Source organism: Gaiella sp. (genome assembly GCF_057140465.1).
Genome location: NZ_DBNHWK010000070.1, coordinates 1 through 17,635, shown reverse-complemented (window position 1 = coordinate 17,635; position 17,635 = coordinate 1). Strand labels below are relative to the sequence as shown.

General features: G+C 71.5%; 17 protein-coding genes. 12 read left to right on the top strand and 5 right to left on the bottom strand.

Annotated elements, in window-relative coordinates; genetic code table 11:
- From AC162C_RS10520 to AC162C_RS10510, 3 genes are all read left to right on the top strand, one after another.
- On the top strand, positions 1–731 hold a 731-nt coding region (locus tag AC162C_RS10520), incomplete at its 5' end, for an FAD-binding oxidoreductase (RefSeq protein WP_484097507.1).
- A 106-nt stretch (positions 732–837) separates the two neighbouring features.
- A complete protein-coding gene (locus AC162C_RS10515; RefSeq protein WP_484097506.1) occupies positions 838–1,995 on the top strand; it encodes a zinc-binding dehydrogenase in 1,158 nt (385 codons plus the stop codon).
- On the top strand, positions 1,992–3,503 hold the full coding sequence (locus AC162C_RS10510) for an aldehyde dehydrogenase (protein ID WP_484097505.1): 1,512 nt from the start codon (positions 1,992–1,994) through the stop codon (positions 3,501–3,503). Before AC162C_RS10515 ends, AC162C_RS10510 begins: the two co-directional genes overlap by 4 nt.
- 35 nt (positions 3,504–3,538) lie before the next feature.
- On the opposite strand, the gene bcp is transcribed toward AC162C_RS10510, so the two are convergent.
- Complete coding sequence (bcp, locus tag AC162C_RS10505; protein WP_462974282.1) at positions 3,539–4,027, bottom strand: thioredoxin-dependent thiol peroxidase; 489 nt, start codon at positions 4,025–4,027, stop codon at positions 3,539–3,541.
- A gap of 656 nt (positions 4,028–4,683) precedes the next feature.
- Here bcp and AC162C_RS10500 point away from each other — a divergent pair.
- From AC162C_RS10500 to AC162C_RS10490, 3 genes are all read left to right on the top strand, one after another.
- Positions 4,684–5,367, top strand: a complete 684-nt coding sequence (locus AC162C_RS10500; protein ID WP_484097504.1) for a DUF1326 domain-containing protein — start codon at positions 4,684–4,686, stop codon at positions 5,365–5,367.
- Positions 5,368–5,558: 191 nt separating this feature from the next.
- Positions 5,559–5,915: a hypothetical protein gene (locus AC162C_RS10495; RefSeq protein ID WP_484097503.1), complete on the top strand. Its 357-nt coding sequence runs from the start codon at positions 5,559–5,561 to the stop codon at positions 5,913–5,915.
- A complete protein-coding gene (locus AC162C_RS10490; RefSeq protein WP_462974279.1) occupies positions 5,912–6,280 on the top strand; it encodes a hypothetical protein in 369 nt (122 codons plus the stop codon). Before AC162C_RS10495 ends, AC162C_RS10490 begins: the two co-directional genes overlap by 4 nt.
- Positions 6,281–6,292: 12 nt before the next feature.
- Here the strand turns inward: AC162C_RS10490 and AC162C_RS10485 are convergent, their stop codons facing one another.
- Both AC162C_RS10485 and AC162C_RS10480 read right to left on the bottom strand, forming a co-directional pair.
- Positions 6,293–7,030 carry a chlorite dismutase family protein gene (locus AC162C_RS10485; RefSeq protein ID WP_484097502.1) on the bottom strand — a complete coding sequence of 246 codons (738 nt, stop codon included), beginning with the start codon at positions 7,028–7,030 and terminating at the stop codon, positions 6,293–6,295.
- 24 nt (positions 7,031–7,054) lie between these two features.
- Positions 7,055–8,503, bottom strand: coding sequence for a hypothetical protein (locus AC162C_RS10480; protein WP_484097501.1), 1,449 nt, complete (start codon positions 8,501–8,503; stop codon positions 7,055–7,057).
- Positions 8,504–8,545: 42 nt separating this feature from the next.
- Between AC162C_RS10480 and uvrC the strand changes: the two genes are divergently transcribed.
- The gene (gene uvrC / locus AC162C_RS10475; RefSeq protein WP_484097500.1) at positions 8,546–10,399 is read left to right on the top strand and encodes an excinuclease ABC subunit UvrC; all 1,854 of its coding nucleotides are present in this window, start codon (positions 8,546–8,548) and stop codon (positions 10,397–10,399) included.
- Positions 10,400–10,423: 24 nt separating this feature from the next.
- Here the strand turns inward: uvrC and AC162C_RS10470 are convergent, their stop codons facing one another.
- Both AC162C_RS10470 and pruA read right to left on the bottom strand, forming a co-directional pair.
- Complete coding sequence (locus AC162C_RS10470; RefSeq protein ID WP_484097499.1) at positions 10,424–11,446, bottom strand: lysylphosphatidylglycerol synthase transmembrane domain-containing protein; 1,023 nt, start codon at positions 11,444–11,446, stop codon at positions 10,424–10,426.
- Positions 11,447–11,510: 64 nt separating this feature from the next.
- A complete protein-coding gene (pruA, locus tag AC162C_RS10465) occupies positions 11,511–13,145 on the bottom strand; it encodes an L-glutamate gamma-semialdehyde dehydrogenase (RefSeq protein ID WP_484097498.1) in 1,635 nt (544 codons plus the stop codon).
- Between the two features lie 24 nt (positions 13,146–13,169).
- Here pruA and AC162C_RS10460 point away from each other — a divergent pair, with 24 nt between their 5' ends.
- The 5 genes from AC162C_RS10460 to tpiA all read left to right on the top strand — a co-directional run.
- Positions 13,170–13,733: a methylated-DNA--[protein]-cysteine S-methyltransferase gene (locus AC162C_RS10460; RefSeq protein WP_484097497.1), complete on the top strand. Its 564-nt coding sequence runs from the start codon at positions 13,170–13,172 to the stop codon at positions 13,731–13,733.
- Entirely contained in the window at positions 13,634–14,662 is a 1,029-nt protein-coding gene (gene whiA, locus AC162C_RS10455; RefSeq protein WP_484097508.1) for a DNA-binding protein WhiA, read from the top strand. Before AC162C_RS10460 ends, whiA begins: the two co-directional genes overlap by 100 nt.
- A gap of 234 nt (positions 14,663–14,896) precedes the next feature.
- Positions 14,897–15,895, top strand: a complete 999-nt coding sequence (gene gap, locus AC162C_RS10450; protein WP_484097496.1) for a type I glyceraldehyde-3-phosphate dehydrogenase — start codon at positions 14,897–14,899, stop codon at positions 15,893–15,895.
- A gap of 28 nt (positions 15,896–15,923) precedes the next feature.
- Complete coding sequence (locus AC162C_RS10445) at positions 15,924–16,988, top strand: phosphoglycerate kinase (protein ID WP_484097495.1); 1,065 nt, start codon at positions 15,924–15,926, stop codon at positions 16,986–16,988.
- Positions 16,989–17,076: 88 nt separating this feature from the next.
- Positions 17,077–17,635 (top strand): triose-phosphate isomerase (gene tpiA / locus AC162C_RS10440; protein ID WP_484097494.1); only part of this gene is annotated, 559 nt, incomplete at its 3' end.

The following is a 17,635-nucleotide window of genomic DNA, read 5'->3' as shown; positions in this document are numbered from 1 at the left end:
GGACGCTCCCCAGCATGAAGACGGGGCTCGAGGTCTTGCGCGAGGTGATGGTGGCGGGCTACACGCCGTCCGTCGCCCGTCTCTACGACGCGGAGGACGGGAGCCTCCACTTCTCCCACTTCGCCGGGCCCGACGACTGCGTGCTGCTGTTCATGGCCGAGGGTGCGGCGGGGATCGCGCGGGCGACCGCCGAGGGCATCGAGGAGGTCGTCGCCCGGTATCCGGAGTGCACGCCCGTGGACGCCCGGCTGATCGAGACGTGGTTCGACGACCTCACCTGGGGGCCGGACAAGATCGAGGCCGAGAACGAGAGGATCCGGACGACCCGCAACGTCAACCGCACGACCGAGGTCTCGGCCGGGTGGAGCGCGATCGGCGACATCTACGAGGCGGCGCTCGGCCGCATCCGCGCCGAGGTGCAGGGCATCACGCTCCTCGGCGGGCACTCCTCGCACAGCTACGTCAACGGAACGAACATGTACTTCAACTACTTCTACGACGTCGCGTGCGCACCGGAGGAGGAGGTCACGACGTACTACCTGCCGATCATCGCGATCATCTGCGAGGAGACGCTGCGCCGCGGCGGCTCGATCGTGCACCACCACGGGATCGGGAAGGCGCGGGCGCGGTGGGTGCGCGAGGAGTACGGCTCCTCGTTCGTGATCCTCGAGCGGCTGAAGCAGGCCTTCGACCCGAGCGGCGTCATGAACAGGGGGACGATCATCCCGTGACCCGGGGCCGTCGCCCCGGTCGACGGCCGTGCGGTCGGTTCGCGTACGACGGTGGGCGCACGCGTCGCCTCGAGCACGGGCAGGTGGCGTGAGGATCCGGGCCGCAGTGCTCCGGCACCCGGGCCAGGCGATGACGGTCGAGGACGTCGAGCTCGACCCCCCGATGCGCGGCGAAGTCCTCGTCCGCGTCGCGGCTGCAGGCGTCTGCCACTCCGACCTGCGCTACGCGAACGGCGAGCTCGGCCAGGGGTACTGGCCGATCGTCCTCGGCCACGAGGGCGCCGGGATCGTCGAGGCCGTCGGCGCCGACGTCGCGCACGTCGCGCCCGGCGATCGCGTGGTGTTCTGCTTCGTCCCGGCGTGTCGCGCGTGTCGCTACTGCGTTGCGGGCAAGCCGAACCTCTGCGAGGTCGTCGCCGAGCACGGCGCGCAGGGCATGCTGATGGACGGCACGAGCCGCCTCCGGCTGCTCGACGGGACGACGCTGAAGCACGGCCTGCGGACCGCCTGCTTCGCGGAGCGCGCCGTCGTCGCCGCCGGTGGGGCCGTGCCGATCCCTCCGGAGCTGCCCCTGTGGCAGGCCGCACTCCTCGGGTGCAGCGTCGTCACGGGGATCGGCGCCGTCCGCAACGTGGCGCAGGTGCGCCGGGGCCAGTCGGTCGCGGTCATCGGGTGCGGCGGCGTCGGCCTCCAGGTGGTCGCGGGCGCGCGCCTCGCCGGAGCCGACCCGATCGTCGCCGTCGACCGCGTGCCCGGGAAGCTGGGCCTCGCGCGCGCCCAGGGCGCGACCCACGTCGTGGACGCGGCGGTGGAGCCGGATCTCGCGGGCGTCGTCCGGCGGCTGACGGACGGCGGCGTCGACCACGCGTTCGAGGTGGTCGGGCGGCCGGAGACGATCAGGCTGGCATGGGACGTCCTCCGACCGGGCGGCTCCGCGGTCGTCGTCGGCCTCGTCCCGGAGGGGGTGAAGGCGACGCTTCCGGCGATCGAGCTCCTCTCCGACAAGTCGCTCCGCGGCACGTACTACGGCTCCGGTGACCCGGCAGCCGAGATCCCGGAGCTCGCGGCCCTCGCGGTGACCGGTGGGCTCGACCTCGCCACGGTCGTGACCCACGTCGACGGGCTCGAGGGCGTCGAGGAGGCGCTCGACCGGCTGCGCCGGGGCGAAGGGGCGCGTACAGTTCTCCTCGTCGACGCCGACCTGGCGGGCTACCCCGGTGCGGGCACCGGCGTGGCCGACCCGAGCGCAAGGAGCTTCCCATGACGACGATGACCGACCTCGAGGCCCCCGAGGCGCGCGACGTGCGCAGCCTCGCCGACGGCCTCGACATCCGCACCGGCGCCTGGATCGACGGTGCGCACGTCGCTGCGGCGAGCGGCGAGACCTTCCCGCGCGTCAACCCTGCCACCGGGATCGAGATCGTCCAGGTGGCGGCGGGTGACGCGCCCGACATCGATCGCGCCGTGCGCGGCGCCCGTGCCGCGTTCGAGTCCGGTGTGTGGGCGCACGCCGCCCCGCGTCAGCGCAAGAAGGTGCTCGTGCGGTTCGCAGAGCTGATCGAGCAGCACGCCGACGAGCTCGCGCTGCTCGAGACGCTCGACATGGGAAAGCCGATCCGCGACGCGCGGCGCGTCGACGTGCCGCTCGCCGCGGAGTGCATCGCCTACTACGGCGAGGCGGTGGACAAGGTCTACGACGAGGTCGCCCCGACCGACCGGAGCGCCGTCGTGATGGTCGTGAGGGAGCCGCTCGGCGTCGTCGGCGCGGTCGTGCCGTGGAACTTCCCGTTGCTGATGGCCTCCTGGAAGCTCGGCCCGGCGCTCGCCACCGGCAACAGCGTCGTCCTCAAGCCTGCCGAGCAGTCGCCGTTGACCGCCCTGCGCATCGCCGAGCTGGCGGCCGAGGCGGGGCTGCCGGACGGCGTGCTCCAGGTCGTCCCGGGCTTCGGGGAGACCGCCGGGCAGGCGATCGGCCGACATCCGGACGTCGACATGATCGCGTTCACCGGCTCGACCGAGGTCGGGAAGCTCTTCCTGCGCTACAGCGGCGAGTCCAACATGAAGCGCGTCGCGCTCGAGTGCGGCGGCAAGTCCCCGCACGTCGTGTTGCCCGACGCCGACCTCGACGCCGCCTCGAAGGGCATCGCCTGGGGTGTGTTCTACAACCAGGGGGAGGTCTGCAACGCCGGCTCGCGCCTGCTCGTCCACCACGACGTCAAGGACGAGCTGCTCGAGCGCGTCGCGAAGGTGGCGGAGCGGATCACCCCCGGCGACCCGCTCGACCCGAAGACGCGCATGGGCGCGATCGTCGACCAGACGCAGCTCGACCGCGTGCTCGGCTACATCGAGTCCGGGCGGAGCGAGGGGGCGACGCTGCACCTCGGAGGGAGCCGGGTGCTCGAGGAGAGCGGCGGGTTCTTCGTCGAGCCGACGATCTTCGACGCGGTGTCGAACGAGATGACGATCGCCCGCGAGGAGATCTTCGGCCCGGTGCTGTCGACGATCGGCTTCGCGGAGGAGGACGAGGCGATCCGCGTCGCCAACGACACGATGTACGGCCTCGCCGCCGCGGTGTGGACGAACGACGTGTCGAAGGCGCACCGCTACGCGAGGGCGCTGCGCGCCGGCATCGTCTGGGTGAACACCTACGACGCCGGCGACATCACGTCGCCGTTCGGCGGCTTCAAGCAGTCGGGCTTCGGGCGCGACAAGTCGATCCACGCGCTCGACAAGTTCACCGACCTGAAGGCGATCTGGATCAACGTCGGCTGACCGGCGGCCCGGAGGCGGCCGTCCGGAGGGCGGGATCAGCCCCGGGGGCCGGGAGACGCCTCCAGCAGCTGGAGCACCCGGGCGGCGTGGTCGTCGGGCTTCACCCGATGGAGCACCTCGACCACGTCGCCGCCGGCGTCGATCACGAACGTCGTCCGCTCGATGCCGTGGTAGGTCTTGCCGTAGTTGCGCTTCTCGACCCAGACGCCGTACGCCTCGGCGACCTCGTGATCCGGATCGGCGAGCAGGGTGAAGGGGAGGCCGTGCTTCTCCTTGAACCGCGCCTTCGAGCGCTCGTCGAGGACGCTCACGCCGAGCACATGGGCGCCGGCGCGCTCGAAGTCACCCCAGGCGTCGCGGATCCCGCACGCCTGGCGCGTGCACCCAGGCGTGTTGTCCTTGGGGTAGAAGAACAGCACCACGGGCCGGCCACGGAGGGCGGACAAGGTGACCGAGCGTCCGTCGTCCGCAGTCAGTGTGAAGTCGGGAGCCGGTGATCCTTCCTCGACTGGCAAGCGATCCACCTCCAAGCGTCGTCGGGCCGTGGGCGTCGTCCGCGTATCCCGCGTCGGCGACCGCGAGGGCGACCGCTTCGTCTCGCCCGCGGGAGCAGGCCGAGCGTATCCGCTCCGCAGCCAAGCGAGCGCACCTGACCCTGCTCGACACGTTCGAGGAGCCGAACGTCTCCGGTGGCGCACCCCTCGCGAAGCGCCCAGGGCCACGGCGTGTGTCGAGCTCGTCGAGGCGGGCGAGGCCGAGGTCGTCGTCGCGGCGTTCTTCGACCGGCTCGTGCGATCACTCGCCGTGACGCCACGTAGCTCGTCGTATCCGTCCGCCCCGGCGAAGCATATCTTACTGGTAAAACTGCAATTGCCTATAGCGTGCTGTCGTCGCGCAAACCGGGCTGGGCTGCTCGTCGTTTCGCCTCGAACCGCTCGAGCACTGTGCGGCGAGCGTGTCTCCCGGCGCCCCTCCCGGGTCAAGGTCGACCTGAGCGGTGCATCCCGGCCGAGACGCAGCGCGGCCCGCGGTGGCGCAGTGGCCCGAACCGAGGCTCTCGACCATGTGGCGTCTTCGACGAGTGAAGCGCGCGTCTCTTTTCACCGTGCGCGCAGCCCGCTAGAACCATGGAGGGCTCGGACTCGACGCGGGCAACGCGGACACGAGGAGGATCATGACGGTGTCAGGTCGCTGGGTGTTCAAGAGCGAGACGTACGACAACTGCAATTGCGCCGTGAACTGTGGTTGTCAGTTCAACCTCCCGAGCACGCACGGCTACTGTCAGTCGGCCTTCGTGGGGAACATCGTCGAAGGCCATTTCGACGACGCGCCGCTCGCAGGCCTCAACTGGGCCGCGTTGTACAAGTGGCCCGGAGAGATCGCAGAGGGCAACGGGAGGCGCCAGATCGTCATCGACGAGCGCGCGGATGACGATCAACGGACTGCACTCGAGACGATCCTGTCAGGCGGCGCGTGCAAGCCGCTGAGCAACATGTTCTCCGTCTTCGCATCCACGTGCTCCGACTTCTGCGAGACGCTGTTCCTCCCGATCGAGCTCGAGGCGAGCCTGGAGAGCAGGACCGCGACGGTCGAGATCCCGGGCATCATGACGAGCCGCGGCACGCCGATCGTGAACGAGTTCAGCGGCGAGCCGTTTCACGTTGCGCTGGCACGGCCGAGCGGCAGCTTCGAGTTCACGTACGCGGAGATCGGCCTGGGAACGACCACGGTCACGGGCGACATGGACATGGCGTTCGAAGACTCCTGGGCGCACTACTGTGTCCATCACTTCGATCAGGACGGGCTGGTTCGCGAGCGGTCGCGACTCACCGCATGGCTCGGAGGCATGGGATCCCGCGACTGACGCTGCCCGCCGACCGGAGAGCGTGAGGGCGAGAACGTCGGCGCGCGTGTCGGCTCCCTGCGTAGCGCCACGCGGCAGCCGACCCGGGACGCCGGCCACCGGGAGGGAACGGCCCTCTCTCGGCCGGGGACGCCGGTGCCGACCCCGGCCGTGGATCGCCGAGATCGCGACGGCTCGGATACGCTCGCCGCGTGGACGGGACGCACAGGATCGTCGGCATCGTCGTGATCGCGGTCTGCGCCGTCGCGGCGCTCGTGGGGGGGATCGCCTACTGGCGCGCGCGCGGCGTGGGATCCGTGACGACGCACCTCCTCGCGCTCGCACAGACGGCGCTCGTCGCACAGGTCGGGATCGGGCTGCTGCTGCTCGCGGACGACCGCCGGGCGGCCGACCGGCTCCACTACGCGTACGGCACCTTCGCCCTCGCGGCCGTGCTGGCCCCCTGGTTCTACGCCCCGCAGTCGGGCGCGCGCCGTCTGCTGTGGTTCGCCGGCGCGACTGCGCTCGCGGCGGGACTGGCCGCACGTGCTTTCATGACCGGGTCGTGAAACGCGTCCTCACGAACCCGACCGTCCGCGGGCTCGCCGTCGTCGCGCTCGTCTCGGCCGTCATCGTCGCCCTCTCGCTCGAGGCGTCGCTCGCGGTCATCGGCGGAATCCTCTGGCTCGTCTTCCTCGTCGCGGTCGTCGTTGCGGTCGTACGGCTCGTCCGGCGCCGCCGCGATGTCGCCGACCACTGGTCTGCCCGGGGTCGCTTCGTGATGGGGGCCGCGCTCGCGCTCGCGCTCGCGGACGTGATCGCCGCCGTCGTCCTGTCGCCGACGCGCGCCGATGCGATCGCCTTCTTCGCCGTCCTCGCGATCTGCGTGCTCGTCGCGCTGCGCACGTGGCGCGAGGAGCAGCGGCTCGCGTAGCAGCGCCGCCCGCTACGAGGTCTCGACGCGGGCGTGCGCTCCGTCGAGCGCGTCGAGAGCCGTACGCACGTCGACGAGTCGGCCGACGAAGATCGGGGTGTCACGCTCCGTCCAGCGCGAGGCCTCCGTCTCGCGCAGCGTCATCATCAGGTGCATGAAGTCGGCGGGCTCCTCGCATTCGAACGCCGGCATGAACTCCTGATCGTCGAGGCCGAAGGAGTACGTCGTGTGGTTCGTGACGGTGACGAACGCGCCGCCGACCTCGGCGTGCTCGCGCATCGCGTCGGCACGCTCCTCGAAGCCGAGGAAGTACCAGGGCCGGCGCTTCACGAACGGGTAGACGACGAGATAGGGCGCGTTCCGCGGGATCACCTTCCCGGCCCGGACGCGCTTCTTGTCCGTGTACACGGACGGCTTCGTGGTCGCCAGGAAGGAGTGGGGCGTCTCGAGCCACCCGGCGAGCGGCGTGCCGTTGAGCGCGGCCCCGAGCTCGAGCAGGTCGTCGTAGCGGTCGGTGATCTCCCACAGGAAGAAGTCCGCCTCGGGCCGGACGCCCGTCGTCGTGTAGACGCGCAGGCCCTCCATCCGTGCCGACCAGTCCTCGACGACCTCCGCGAACGCCTCTTTCCCCGCGGCCCGCTCCTCCACCGGGAGCCGTCGCCACGCGGGATCGACACGGAAGAACCGATACGCGACGTACTGGCCGACCTCGACCCCCTCGATGCGCTCGTACCCGGGCGACTCGCTCACCGCCACATCGTATGCACGACGGCCTCAGCGAGTCGGGAGCCGTGCGCTCGTCCGCGTGAACGTCCGTCCGGGGTTGACGGGGTGGACGAGCGTCACGGTCAGGCGAACCGGCGCCGTCCCGAGCTTCGCACCCTTGAAGGTCGGCCGGATCGTCTTGTCGATGCGCGCGTAGCCGCGGCGGCGCGCGACGACGGTTCCGGTGGTGGCCCGCCGGGCGACGACCTGCCAGCGGCAGTCGAGGGAGCACCGGAGCCGCAGGTCGCGCTTGCCCTTCCTGAACGCCGCCGCCGTCGGGAACGTGAGGAGGATCGGCCGGACGTCGAGCCCGAGCCCGTCGCAGCGAGCGATCGAGCCGCCCCGGGTGCGGGCCAGCGCGTCGCGGACGAAGGGGAGGCTGGCCTTCGGCGTGCCGTCCGCGTAGTAGACGCCCGACTGCCAGCGGTTGAGGTCGGTCTCGTCCTGCGTGTGGAAGAACAGCATCGCGACGACGTTCGGCTGGCAAAACGCCAGCTGCAGGCCGCGCTCGTAGGAGCGTGCCTGCACGTCCTCGGTGACGGGCTTCGTCGTCTTCGGCTCGACGCCCGTGTAGAGCGACGCCTTCCCGCCGGGGATCTGCGACTCGATCCCGAACTCGTCGTAGAGGATCGGGAGAGCCGAGCCGGGCTGCGCGGTCCCGTCGAACGCCTCGGCGAGCAGCGTCACCAGCTTGTCGTAGTCCGCGAGGGCGATGATCGCGTTCTTCGGATGTGGGACGTCGGGTGACTGCGAGGAGTGGTCGGGGTAGGGGTGGTGCGCGAAGCCGTCCATGATCGGCGCCTGGCGGCCGCTGGCGCGGTACGCGGCGCCGAGCTCCTGGATGAATCGCGTCGGGGAGTGGGTCTGCCGCTTGCCGGTGGGCCGGTCGGCCCCACGCGGTGCGGTCGCGCCGCCCCAGACGAGCACGGTGGGGTCGGCCGCCTTGATCGCGTCGTACGCCTCGGCGAGCAGCGAGAGATACGCGGCCGGGGACGCGCTCGTGGCGTCGGGGTTGAACTGCGGCATCCAGAAGCCGTTGAGGTTCGGCTCGTTGCCGACGATGACGTCGTCCAGCGTCGGGACCGCGGCGACGAGTGCGCCGGCGTAGCGGGCGAACTCCGATCGGGCCTCGGGCGTGAGGGGCGTGGTCTTCGACCCCGGGTGGTAGACGGACACGAACACCCGGACGCCGCCGAGGCCCGCGGCCTCGGTGACGCTGCGGAGGACGGCGATTTCGCCCTCGGAGGGGGCGATCGCGCCCGGCTCCCACTGCGAGGTGATCCGCACTGCGGTGAACCCGGCGAGCCGGAGGGCCGTCATCTTCGCCTTCGCGGAGACGAGGTCGGACGCGCGCACGGCGTCCTCGGCAGCGCCGAGCGCCATCGTCGGCCCACCCGCGGTCGCGGGGGCGGCGAAGAGCAGGGCGACGGCGACGAGGCCGAGTGAGAGACGGAACATCACGAACTGTGACGAGAGAGGGGGTGGATACGCTAGTCGTCGATGGACGAGTCGCTACGGGAGCAGCTCCGGACGCTGCCGCAGCGTCCGGGTGTCTACCTCTTTCGCGACGCAGGGGACGACATCCTCTACGTCGGCAAGGCGAAGTCCCTGCGGGCACGCGTGCGCAGCTACTTCAACCGCGGGGACGCGCGCCTGGGCGTGGCGCAGCTCGCGGAGCGCGTGTCCCGCGTCGAGGTGATCGTGACGCGGAGCGAGGCGGAGGCGCTGCACGTCGAGCAGAGCCTGATCAAGCGGAACCGGCCGCCGTTCAACGTTCGCCTCCGCGACGACAAGTCGTTCCCGTACATCGCCGTCACCGTCTCCGACGAGTACCCACGGGTGATGTTCACCCGCGAGCGTCACCGACGAGGCACCGTCTACTTCGGGCCGTACGCGAACGCGAAGAAGGTGCGGGAGACGCTCGACGTGCTCAACCGGGCGTTCCAGTTCCGCCCCTGCGAGGGCCCGAAGCCGGGTCGGCACTCGGGGATCCCGTGCCTCGACTTCCACATCGAGCGCTGCACGGCGCCCTGCGTGGGCGCGATCTCCCGCGAGGACTACCGGGAGCTGATCGACGGCGTGATCGGGTTCCTGAGCGGCGACACGGTGACGATCCAGCGCCTGCTCGAGGCGCGGATGCACGACGCGTCCGGCGCGGAGCGGTTCGAGGAGGCCGCCCGCTACCGCAACCGGCTGTTCGCCGTGCAGCACCTCGCCGATCGCCAGGCGCAGGAGCGTCGCGGCGTGGACAGCGCGGACGTGATCGGCCTCGCGATCGACGGCGAGCGCGCCGCTGTCCAGGTGTTCCCGCTACGCGACGGGCGGATCGTCGACCGCTACGCGTTCCATCTCGAGAACGTCGGCGGCCAGGACGAGGCGACGATCCTGGAGGCGTTCTGCCTCGAGCACTACGGTGCGCTGCCGACCGTGCCTCCGGAGGTGCTCGTGTCGCACGACGTGGGCGACACCGGGGCGCTCGCCGCCTACCTGTCGTCGCTCCGCGGCGCACCGGCCACTGTCCGTGTCCCCCGGCGCGGCGAGAAGCGGCGTCTCGCCGAGTTGGCCGCGGAGAACGCCCGGCTCGCCCTCGAGCACGACGCGTCCGCCGCCGAGGCGCGCCGACGCCGCCGGGTCGAGGCGCTCGAGACGCTGCGGGAGGCCCTCAACCTCGAGAGCCTTCCCGTCCGGATCGAGTGCTTCGACGTCTCGAACATCCAGGGGCGCGAGATCGTCGCCTCCATGTCCGTGTTCACCGACGGACAGCCGCGTCGGGCCCACTACCGCACGTTCGCCGTGCGCGGGCTGGAGGGCCAGGACGACGTGGCCGCGCTCGCCGAGGCCGTCGGGCGGCGCTTCGTACGTCTCCGCGACGCCGCCGACCCGGAACGCCACGACGAGTCGTTCGCGTCCATCCCGGACCTCGTCGTCGTGGACGGCGGGAAGGGACAGCTCCGGGCGGCGGTCGAGACGATTCGTTCCACCGTCGAGCTTCCGCGGCTCGCCGTCGTCTCGCTGGCCAAGCGCGAAGAGGAGGTGTTCCTCCCGGGCGTCCGCGAGCCCGTCCGGCTCGAGCGCCACGATCCCGGCCTCCAGCTGTTGCAGCGGATCCGCGACGAGGCGCACCGGACGGCCGTGGGGCTGCACCGGCGGCGACGCGACACGCGCGCCTTCGAGTCGATCTTCGACGGGCTCGAGGGGATCGGGCCCGCGCGCCGCCGGGCGATCCTCCGACACTTCGGATCGGTCGACGGCTTCCTCGCGGCGACGCAGGAGGAGCTCGAGGGGGTGCCGGGGCTGCCGCCGAAGACCGCGCGACGCGTGTACGCGCAGCTGCACAAGGCGGGCCCGGCCTAGCCGGACCCGGCGCTGCGCGACGGCTCATGCCGTATCGTCGGCGTCGTCCTCGGCTCGGGCTTCGGCGTGCGACTCCTCACGCTCGGCCTGCGCGGCGCGTGACTCCCGTGCGTCATCGACGGCCCGGCGCATGCTGAGCGTTCCGAGCGTGAGGCCGACGGCGATCAGCCCTGCGACGACGTTGACGAGCGTGAGCGTGAGGCGCATCCCGACGCTGAACGCGAGCAGCACCGACGACGGTGCGGCACCGCGAAGCACGACCGTGAGGAAGGCCTGTTCGGTGCCGATGCCGCCCGGGGTCGCCGGGGCGAGCGTCGCGAGGCTGAGGGTCACCTGGACGAGCAGGATGTTCCGGAGCCCCCGGTCGATGTCGAAGGCGGCGAGGAAGCACCAGATCGTCGCCAGGCGCAGCGCCCAGTCGGCGAGCTGCCACGGGAGCACCGTGGTCGCGTAGCGGCTCGGCGGGTGCAGCACGGCGAACGCCTGGGAGATGCGCTCCCAGAGGTTCTCGACGTGCCCGCGCAGCCACACGACCAGCGCGAGCACCCCCGCGATGAGCAGGACGACCACGAGGTTCGTCGCCCGCGGGTTCCCGACGAGCCACCCGAAGTCGAAGGCGGGGAGGTCGGGCAGCGACTCCCAGGTGGGGAGCACGCCCTGGGTGAGGGCGTACAGGAACAGCAGCGAGGCGAGGGTGACGTCGGCGATCGCGAGCACTGCCGTCGAGCTGACGAGCGTCGTGTAGGTCGCGCCGGGGATCACGCGGTGCGTGAGGTACAGCCTGAGCACGTCACCGGCGCGCGCGGGGAGGATCGCGTTGACGCCGACGCCGGCGACGTACGCGCCGTAGATGGGGAGCCAGCGCACCGTCTCTCCCTCGTAGGCGGCTTGGAGGACGCCTCTCCAGGCGCGGCTCGTGCACGCCATCTTCGCGAGGTGGCAGCCGATGCCGAGGACGACGAAGCGCGGATCGACGGACGAGAGGCCGTCGAGGAACGCGGTGGTCGCGTCGGCGAGCCGTTCGACGATGTCCGCGACCCGGCTCATCGCTCACGCGCCGCCCGTGGGAGCCGGCTCGGGATGCGCACGGCGCGGCCGTCCAGTACCGGGACTACTCGTCCGGCGCCAGGAACGGGTAGCGGTAGTCAGTGGGGGGCACGAGCGTCTCCTTCACGGCCCGCGGGCTGACCCAGCGGATGAGGTTCCACATCGACCCCGCCTTGTCGTTCGTGCCCGAGGCACGCGAGCCGCCGAACGGCTGCTGGCCGACGACGGCGCCGGTCGGCTTGTCGTTGACGTAGAAGTTGCCCGCGGCGTACACGAGCTCCCGGTGGGCCTGGTCGATCGCATAGCGGTCGTTCGCGAAGATCGCCCCGGTGAGCGCGTACGACCCCGTCCGGTCGACGAGCCGCAGCGTGTCGTCCCACGTCTTCTCGTCGTAGACGTACGCGGTCACGACGGGGCCGAAGAGCTCGTCGCGCATCAGGCGGAACCCCGGGTCGTCCGTCTTGACGACCGTCGGCTCGACGAACCATCCGACTGCGTCGTCGGTGCCGCCGCCGGCGACGATCTCGGCGCCGGCGTCCCGCGCCTCGGCGATCGCCTCCGCCTGCGTGCGGAACGAGCTCTCGTCGATCACCGCGCCCATGAAGTTCGAGAAGTCGCGGACGTCGCCCATGCGGATCGAGGAGACGTCGGACTCGATGCGCTCGCGGACGGCAGGCCACAGGTTCGACGGGATGTAGAGCCGTGACGAGGCCGAGCACTTCTGTCCCTGGTATTCGAACGACCCGCGCACGACCGCCGTCGCAACGGCGTCGGGGTCGGCAGAGGGGTGCGCGAGGATGAAGTCCTTGCCTCCCGTCTCGCCGACGATGCGCGGGTAGCTGCGATACCGCTCGATGTTGCCGCCGACGGTGCGCCACATGCTCTGGAACACCGCCGTCGACCCGGTGAAGTGGATCCCCGCGAGGTCGGGGCTCACGAGTGCCGGATCACCGATCTCCGCCCCCGATCCGAACACGAGGTTGATCACCCCCGGCGGAAGGCCGGCCTCCTCGAGCATCGCGAGCGCGTAGTGCGCCGAGAGCGCCGCGGTCGACGCCGGCTTCCACACGACGGTGTTGCCCATGAGGGCCGGTGACGTCGTCAGGTTGATGCCGATGGTCGTGAAGTTGAACGGGCTGACCGCGAACACGAACCCCTCGAGGGGCCGGTACTCGAGCCGGTTCCAGACGCCCTTCGAGGAGATCGGCTGCTGCTCGTAGATGCGCGCGAGGAACTCCACGTTGAAGCGGAAGAAGTCGGCCGTCTCGCAGACCGCGTCGATCTCGGCCTGATGGGCCGTCTTCGACTGGTTCAGCATCGTGACCGCGTTCAGCGTCGACCGCCACGGGCCCGAGACGAGCTCGGCCGCACGCAGGAAGATCGCGACCCGCTCGTGCCACGGGGTCTGCGACCACTCGCGGTGCGCGGCGGACGCGGCGGCGATCGCGCGCTCGACGTGGGTCGCGTCGCCGCGCTCGACGTCGGCCAGCACGTGCTCGCGCCGGTGGGGCATCACCGCCTCGAAGGTGCGTCCGGACTCGACGCGCTCCCCGCCGATCACCATCGGGACGTGCAACCGCTCCGCGGCCATCACGTCGAGACGGCGTTGCAGCTCGGCGCGCTCGGGGCTGCCGGGAAGGTATTCGAAGATCGGCTCGTTGACGGGGGCGGGCGGGCGGAAGAGTCCGTGAGCGGTCATGACCGCGATTGTATTGTCGAGACCGTGACGGTGACCCGCCACGTCTACCGGGTCGAGGGCTGGGGCACGGGTGAGCTCTGGGTCGACGGCGCCCTCGTCGTGGCGCACGAGCTGCCCGGGCCGACGCGCGCCGGCACCTCGGACCACGACGACGCCACGGAGCCGGAACGGTCACCCCCGCCGGGGGGAGCGCGGCCCCCTCTCGACACGTTACGGAGTGCCTCGTCACAGGGGGGCGACGGCATCGTCACGGACCTGTGCCGGCGTGTCCGCCGCCACCTGGCGGGGGGGCCGACGACGTACGACGACCTCGTCGTCGACGACTCGTGGTGCACCCCGTTCCAGGCGGCGATGCTCGAGGCGTTGCGAGCCGTCCCCTGGGGAGAGGTCGTGTCGTACGGCGAGCTGGCCGCACTCGCCGGGCGTCCACGGGCTGCGCGGGCGGCCGGCGCCTTCTGCGCCCACAACCGCTTCGCGCTGATCGTCCCCTGCCATCGGGTCGTCTCGGCGACCTCGATCGGCGGATACGGCTCGACCGGGGTGGGCACGAAGCGGCGCCTCCTGCGACTCGAGGGGGTCGGGCTCTGACCGACGGCTCGCTCGCCGAGGGTGTCAGGTCGGAGCTCGCGGCGATCGCGCCGACGCGTCGATGCGACCGCCTGGCCGAGGCGTCGGCGCTGTTCCACACGGCAGGCACGCTCCACCTCCGAGGTCGGGGCGCGCTCGGCTTCCATCTCGACGTGGCGTCGTCGGCCGTGGCGCGCCGGGCGTTCGCGGTGCTGCGCGAGCTGCGGGTGGAGCCGGAGATCCGCACGTACGAGCGACACGCGTTCGAGAGGGAGACGCGGTACCAGATCCATGCCGACGGCACGTCGCAGGCTCTCGGCGTGCTGGAGGAAGCGGGAGTGCTCGATGCGGGGGGTCGTCCGCTCGAGCGTCCACCTGGTCGCGTCGTCGCCCGGGCCTGCTGCCGGTCGGCGTACCTGCGTGGGGCGTTTCTCGGGGGCGGCTCCCTCTCGGGGCCACAGGCGCCCCATCTCGAGGTGCGCTTCCCGACCCACGCCGGGGCGTCCTTCGTGCGTGCGGTCGCCTCCGTGGAGGACGTTCGCCTACGCGTGGTCGACCGCGCGAGCCATGCCGCCGCCTACGCCAAGGCGTGGGACGCGATCGAGGGATACCTCGCCGTGGCCGGCGCCACTGAGGCAGTGCTCGCGCTGGAGGAGCGCGCCGTCGTGGCGAGCGCGAGAGCGAATGCGAACCGCATCGCGAATGCCGACCATGCGAACCTGGTGCGCCAGTCCGCTGCGGCCGAGCGGCAACTCGCCGCGGTGCGACGGCTTGCCGCGGCGGGCGAGCTCGAGCGTCTGGCCCCGGCGCTGCGCGAGGTGGCGGAGCTCCGCCTGCGCCATCCGGCCGTGTCGCTGCGCGAGCTCGCACGTCGCACGGACCCGGTGGTGACCGCGGCCACCGTCCAGCGGCGCCTCGCGCGCATCGTGGCGCTCGCCGACGGGAGTTGATGTCCGGCGGTCGGAGTGCGATGCTCTCCGCGGTGGGCTCGCGCCCCCGGGCGGAGGATCCAGACCCCATCCGTCGCCCGGATAACGGAGCGCGCACGTGGGGGAGGGGATCATCCTCGGAGCTCCTCCCTCAGCCCACCTACCGCGGCGGCCGCCTGCACGTTGAGTGTGGCGGCACGAGAGGGCCTCGTTAGACTCGGTCGTCGACCCGGAGAGCGAGCGAAACGAGGAGCGATGGGGATTCGAGTTGGGATCAACGGCTTCGGCCGCATCGGCCGGAACTTCTTCAGGGCGCAGCAGCAGCTCGGCGCCGACATCGAGATCGTCGCCGTCAACGACCTCGGGGACGCGGCGACGATGGCACACCTGCTCAGGTTCGACTCGGTCCTGGGGCCGTTCCCGGGCGACGTGGAACTGGGCGACGACGTGATCCGCGCCGGGGGCGAGGAGATGACCATGCTCTCCGAGCGCGATCCCGCGGCGCTTCCGTGGGGCGACCTCGGCGTCGACGTCGTGCTCGAGTCCACCGGCTTCTTCACGAGTCGGGAGGGGGCGCAGAAGCACCTCGACGCGGGTGCGAAGAAGGTCGTGATCTCGGCTCCTGCGACCGACCCCGACTTCACCGTCGTCCTCGGCGTGAACGACGGGGAGTACGACCCGGACGCGCACCACATCGTCTCCAACGCGTCGTGCACGACGAACTGCGTCGCTCCGCTCGCCAAGGTGCTGGACGACCTCGCCGGGATCGAGAGCGGCTTCATGACGACGATCCACGCGTACACGAACGACCAGTCGATCCTCGACATGCCGCACGGGGACCTGCGCCGCGCGCGGGCGGCGGCGGTCAACGTGATCCCGACCTCGACCGGCGCGGCGAAGGCGATCGGCCTCGTGCTCCCGCACCTGCAGGGGAGAGTGGACGGCGTCGCCGTCCGTGTTCCGGTTCCGACGGGATCGCTCACCGACCTCGTCGTGACCCTGGGGCGCGAGGTGACGAGGGACGAGGTGAACGCCGCGTACGACGCTGCGGCCACCGATGGGTCGCTCGCGCCCGTGCTGCAGTACTCCGAGGAGCCGCTCGTCTCCACGGACGTCGTCGGCAATCCACACTCGTGCATCTTCGACAGCAAGCTGACGATGGCCCACGGGACGACGGCGAAGGTCTTCGGCTGGTATGACAACGAGTGGGGGTACAGCTGCCGCCTCGTGGACGTCGTCGGGAAGCTCCTCTAGGCTCGCCGCCGGCCGGGCCCCACACCGCATGAGGCTGCCACGCTCGATCGAGACGGCAGACGTCGCCGGCCGCCGCGTGCTCGTCCGCGCCGACCTCAACGTGCCCCTGGAGGGCGGCCGGGTCGCCGACGACACGCGCATCAGGGCGGCCTTGCCGACGCTGCGCTGGCTGCTCGAGCACGGTGCGGCCGAGGTCGCCGTGTGCTCGCATCTCGGGCGTCCGAAGACGGCCGAGGATCGTGCCCGCCTCGCGATCGCGCCCGTCGAGCACCGCCTCCGCGAGCTCGTCCCCGACCCGCGGCTCGTCGTCCTCGAGAACACGCGCTTCGATCCCGGCGAGACCGCGAACGACGAGCGGTACGCACGCGAGCTCGCAGGTGGGCGCGACCTGTTCGTCAACGACGCCTTCGGCTCCGCCCATCGTGCGCACAGCTCCACGGAGGCGGTCGCCCGCCTCCTTCCCGCCTACGCGGGCCTGCTCCTGCTCGCCGAGCTCGAGCACCTCGGCTCTCTCCTCGGCGACGTCGCGAGGCCGTTCGTGCTCGTCACCGGAGGAGCGAAGGTCGAGGACAAGCTCGGCGTGCTCGCGCACCTCGGCGGACGGGCCGACACCGTCGTCGTGGGCGGCAAGATGGCCGAGGAGCTCCGCCACGAGAACCCGCTCCCGTTCCCCGTCGTGCTCCCGGAGGACGTCGTCGCTGCGGCCGCATTCGAGCCGGACGCCGACGCGCGCGTCACCGCGTTCGACGCCGTTCCCGACGGCTGGCTCGGGCTGGACATCGGGCCGGCCGCCCGAGCGCGGTTCGGCGAGCTCGTCCGCGGTGCCGGCACCGTGTTCTGGAACGGCCCGATGGGCGTCTTCGAGTGGCCCCGCTTCGCCGAGGGCACGAAAGCCGTCGCCGAGGCGGTCGCGGACGCGGGCGCGCGCGGCGCGTACACGGTCGTCGGCGGCGGCGACTCCGTCCGTGCCGTCACCGAGCTCGGCCTCGACGACCGTGTCTCATGGGTGTCGACGGGCGGCGGTGCCTCGCTCGAGCTGCTCGAGGGCAAGGAGCTGCCCGGCGTGGCGGCGATCCCGCAGGCAGTCGTGTAACGGCGCGTCGCGAGCCGCCACCGGGCGTCCCACACGGTTCGGCGGGAACGCGGACAGGGCTCGGCGCTCCCGAGTAGGATCACTGTGCGTGCTCGTCGCAGGCAACTGGAAGATGTTCAAGGGGCCGTCGGAGACGGTCGCGTTCTTCGGCGCCTTCGACCCGCCGCTCGGCGTGGACGTCGTCGTCTGCCCGCCGTACGTGTCCCTTGCACGGGCGGTCGGAAGGGGCGTGACCGTGTACGCGCAGAACGTCCACTGGGACGCCGAGGGCGCCTACACGGGCGAGATCTCGGCGCGCATGCTCGTCGAGCTCGGCGTCGAGGGCGCGATCGTCGGCCACTCGGAGCGGCGCCAGTACTTCGGCGAGACCGACGAGACGGTCGCGCGGAGGGCGGAGGCGGCCCTCGACGCGGGCCTCGGCGTGATCGCGTGCGTGGGCGAGACCGACGACGAGCGTGCGTCCGGCCGGACGGAGGCGGTGCTGCGACGGCAGGTGGCCGTGCTGCCCCAGCACGAGAAGCTCGTGATCGCGTACGAGCCGGTCTGGGCGATCGGCACGGGGCGGAACGCGACCCCGGCGGACGCCGCCGAGGTGCACGCGGCGATCCGGGGACAGCTGGCCGCGCTCGGGGGGCCGGCGGATCGCA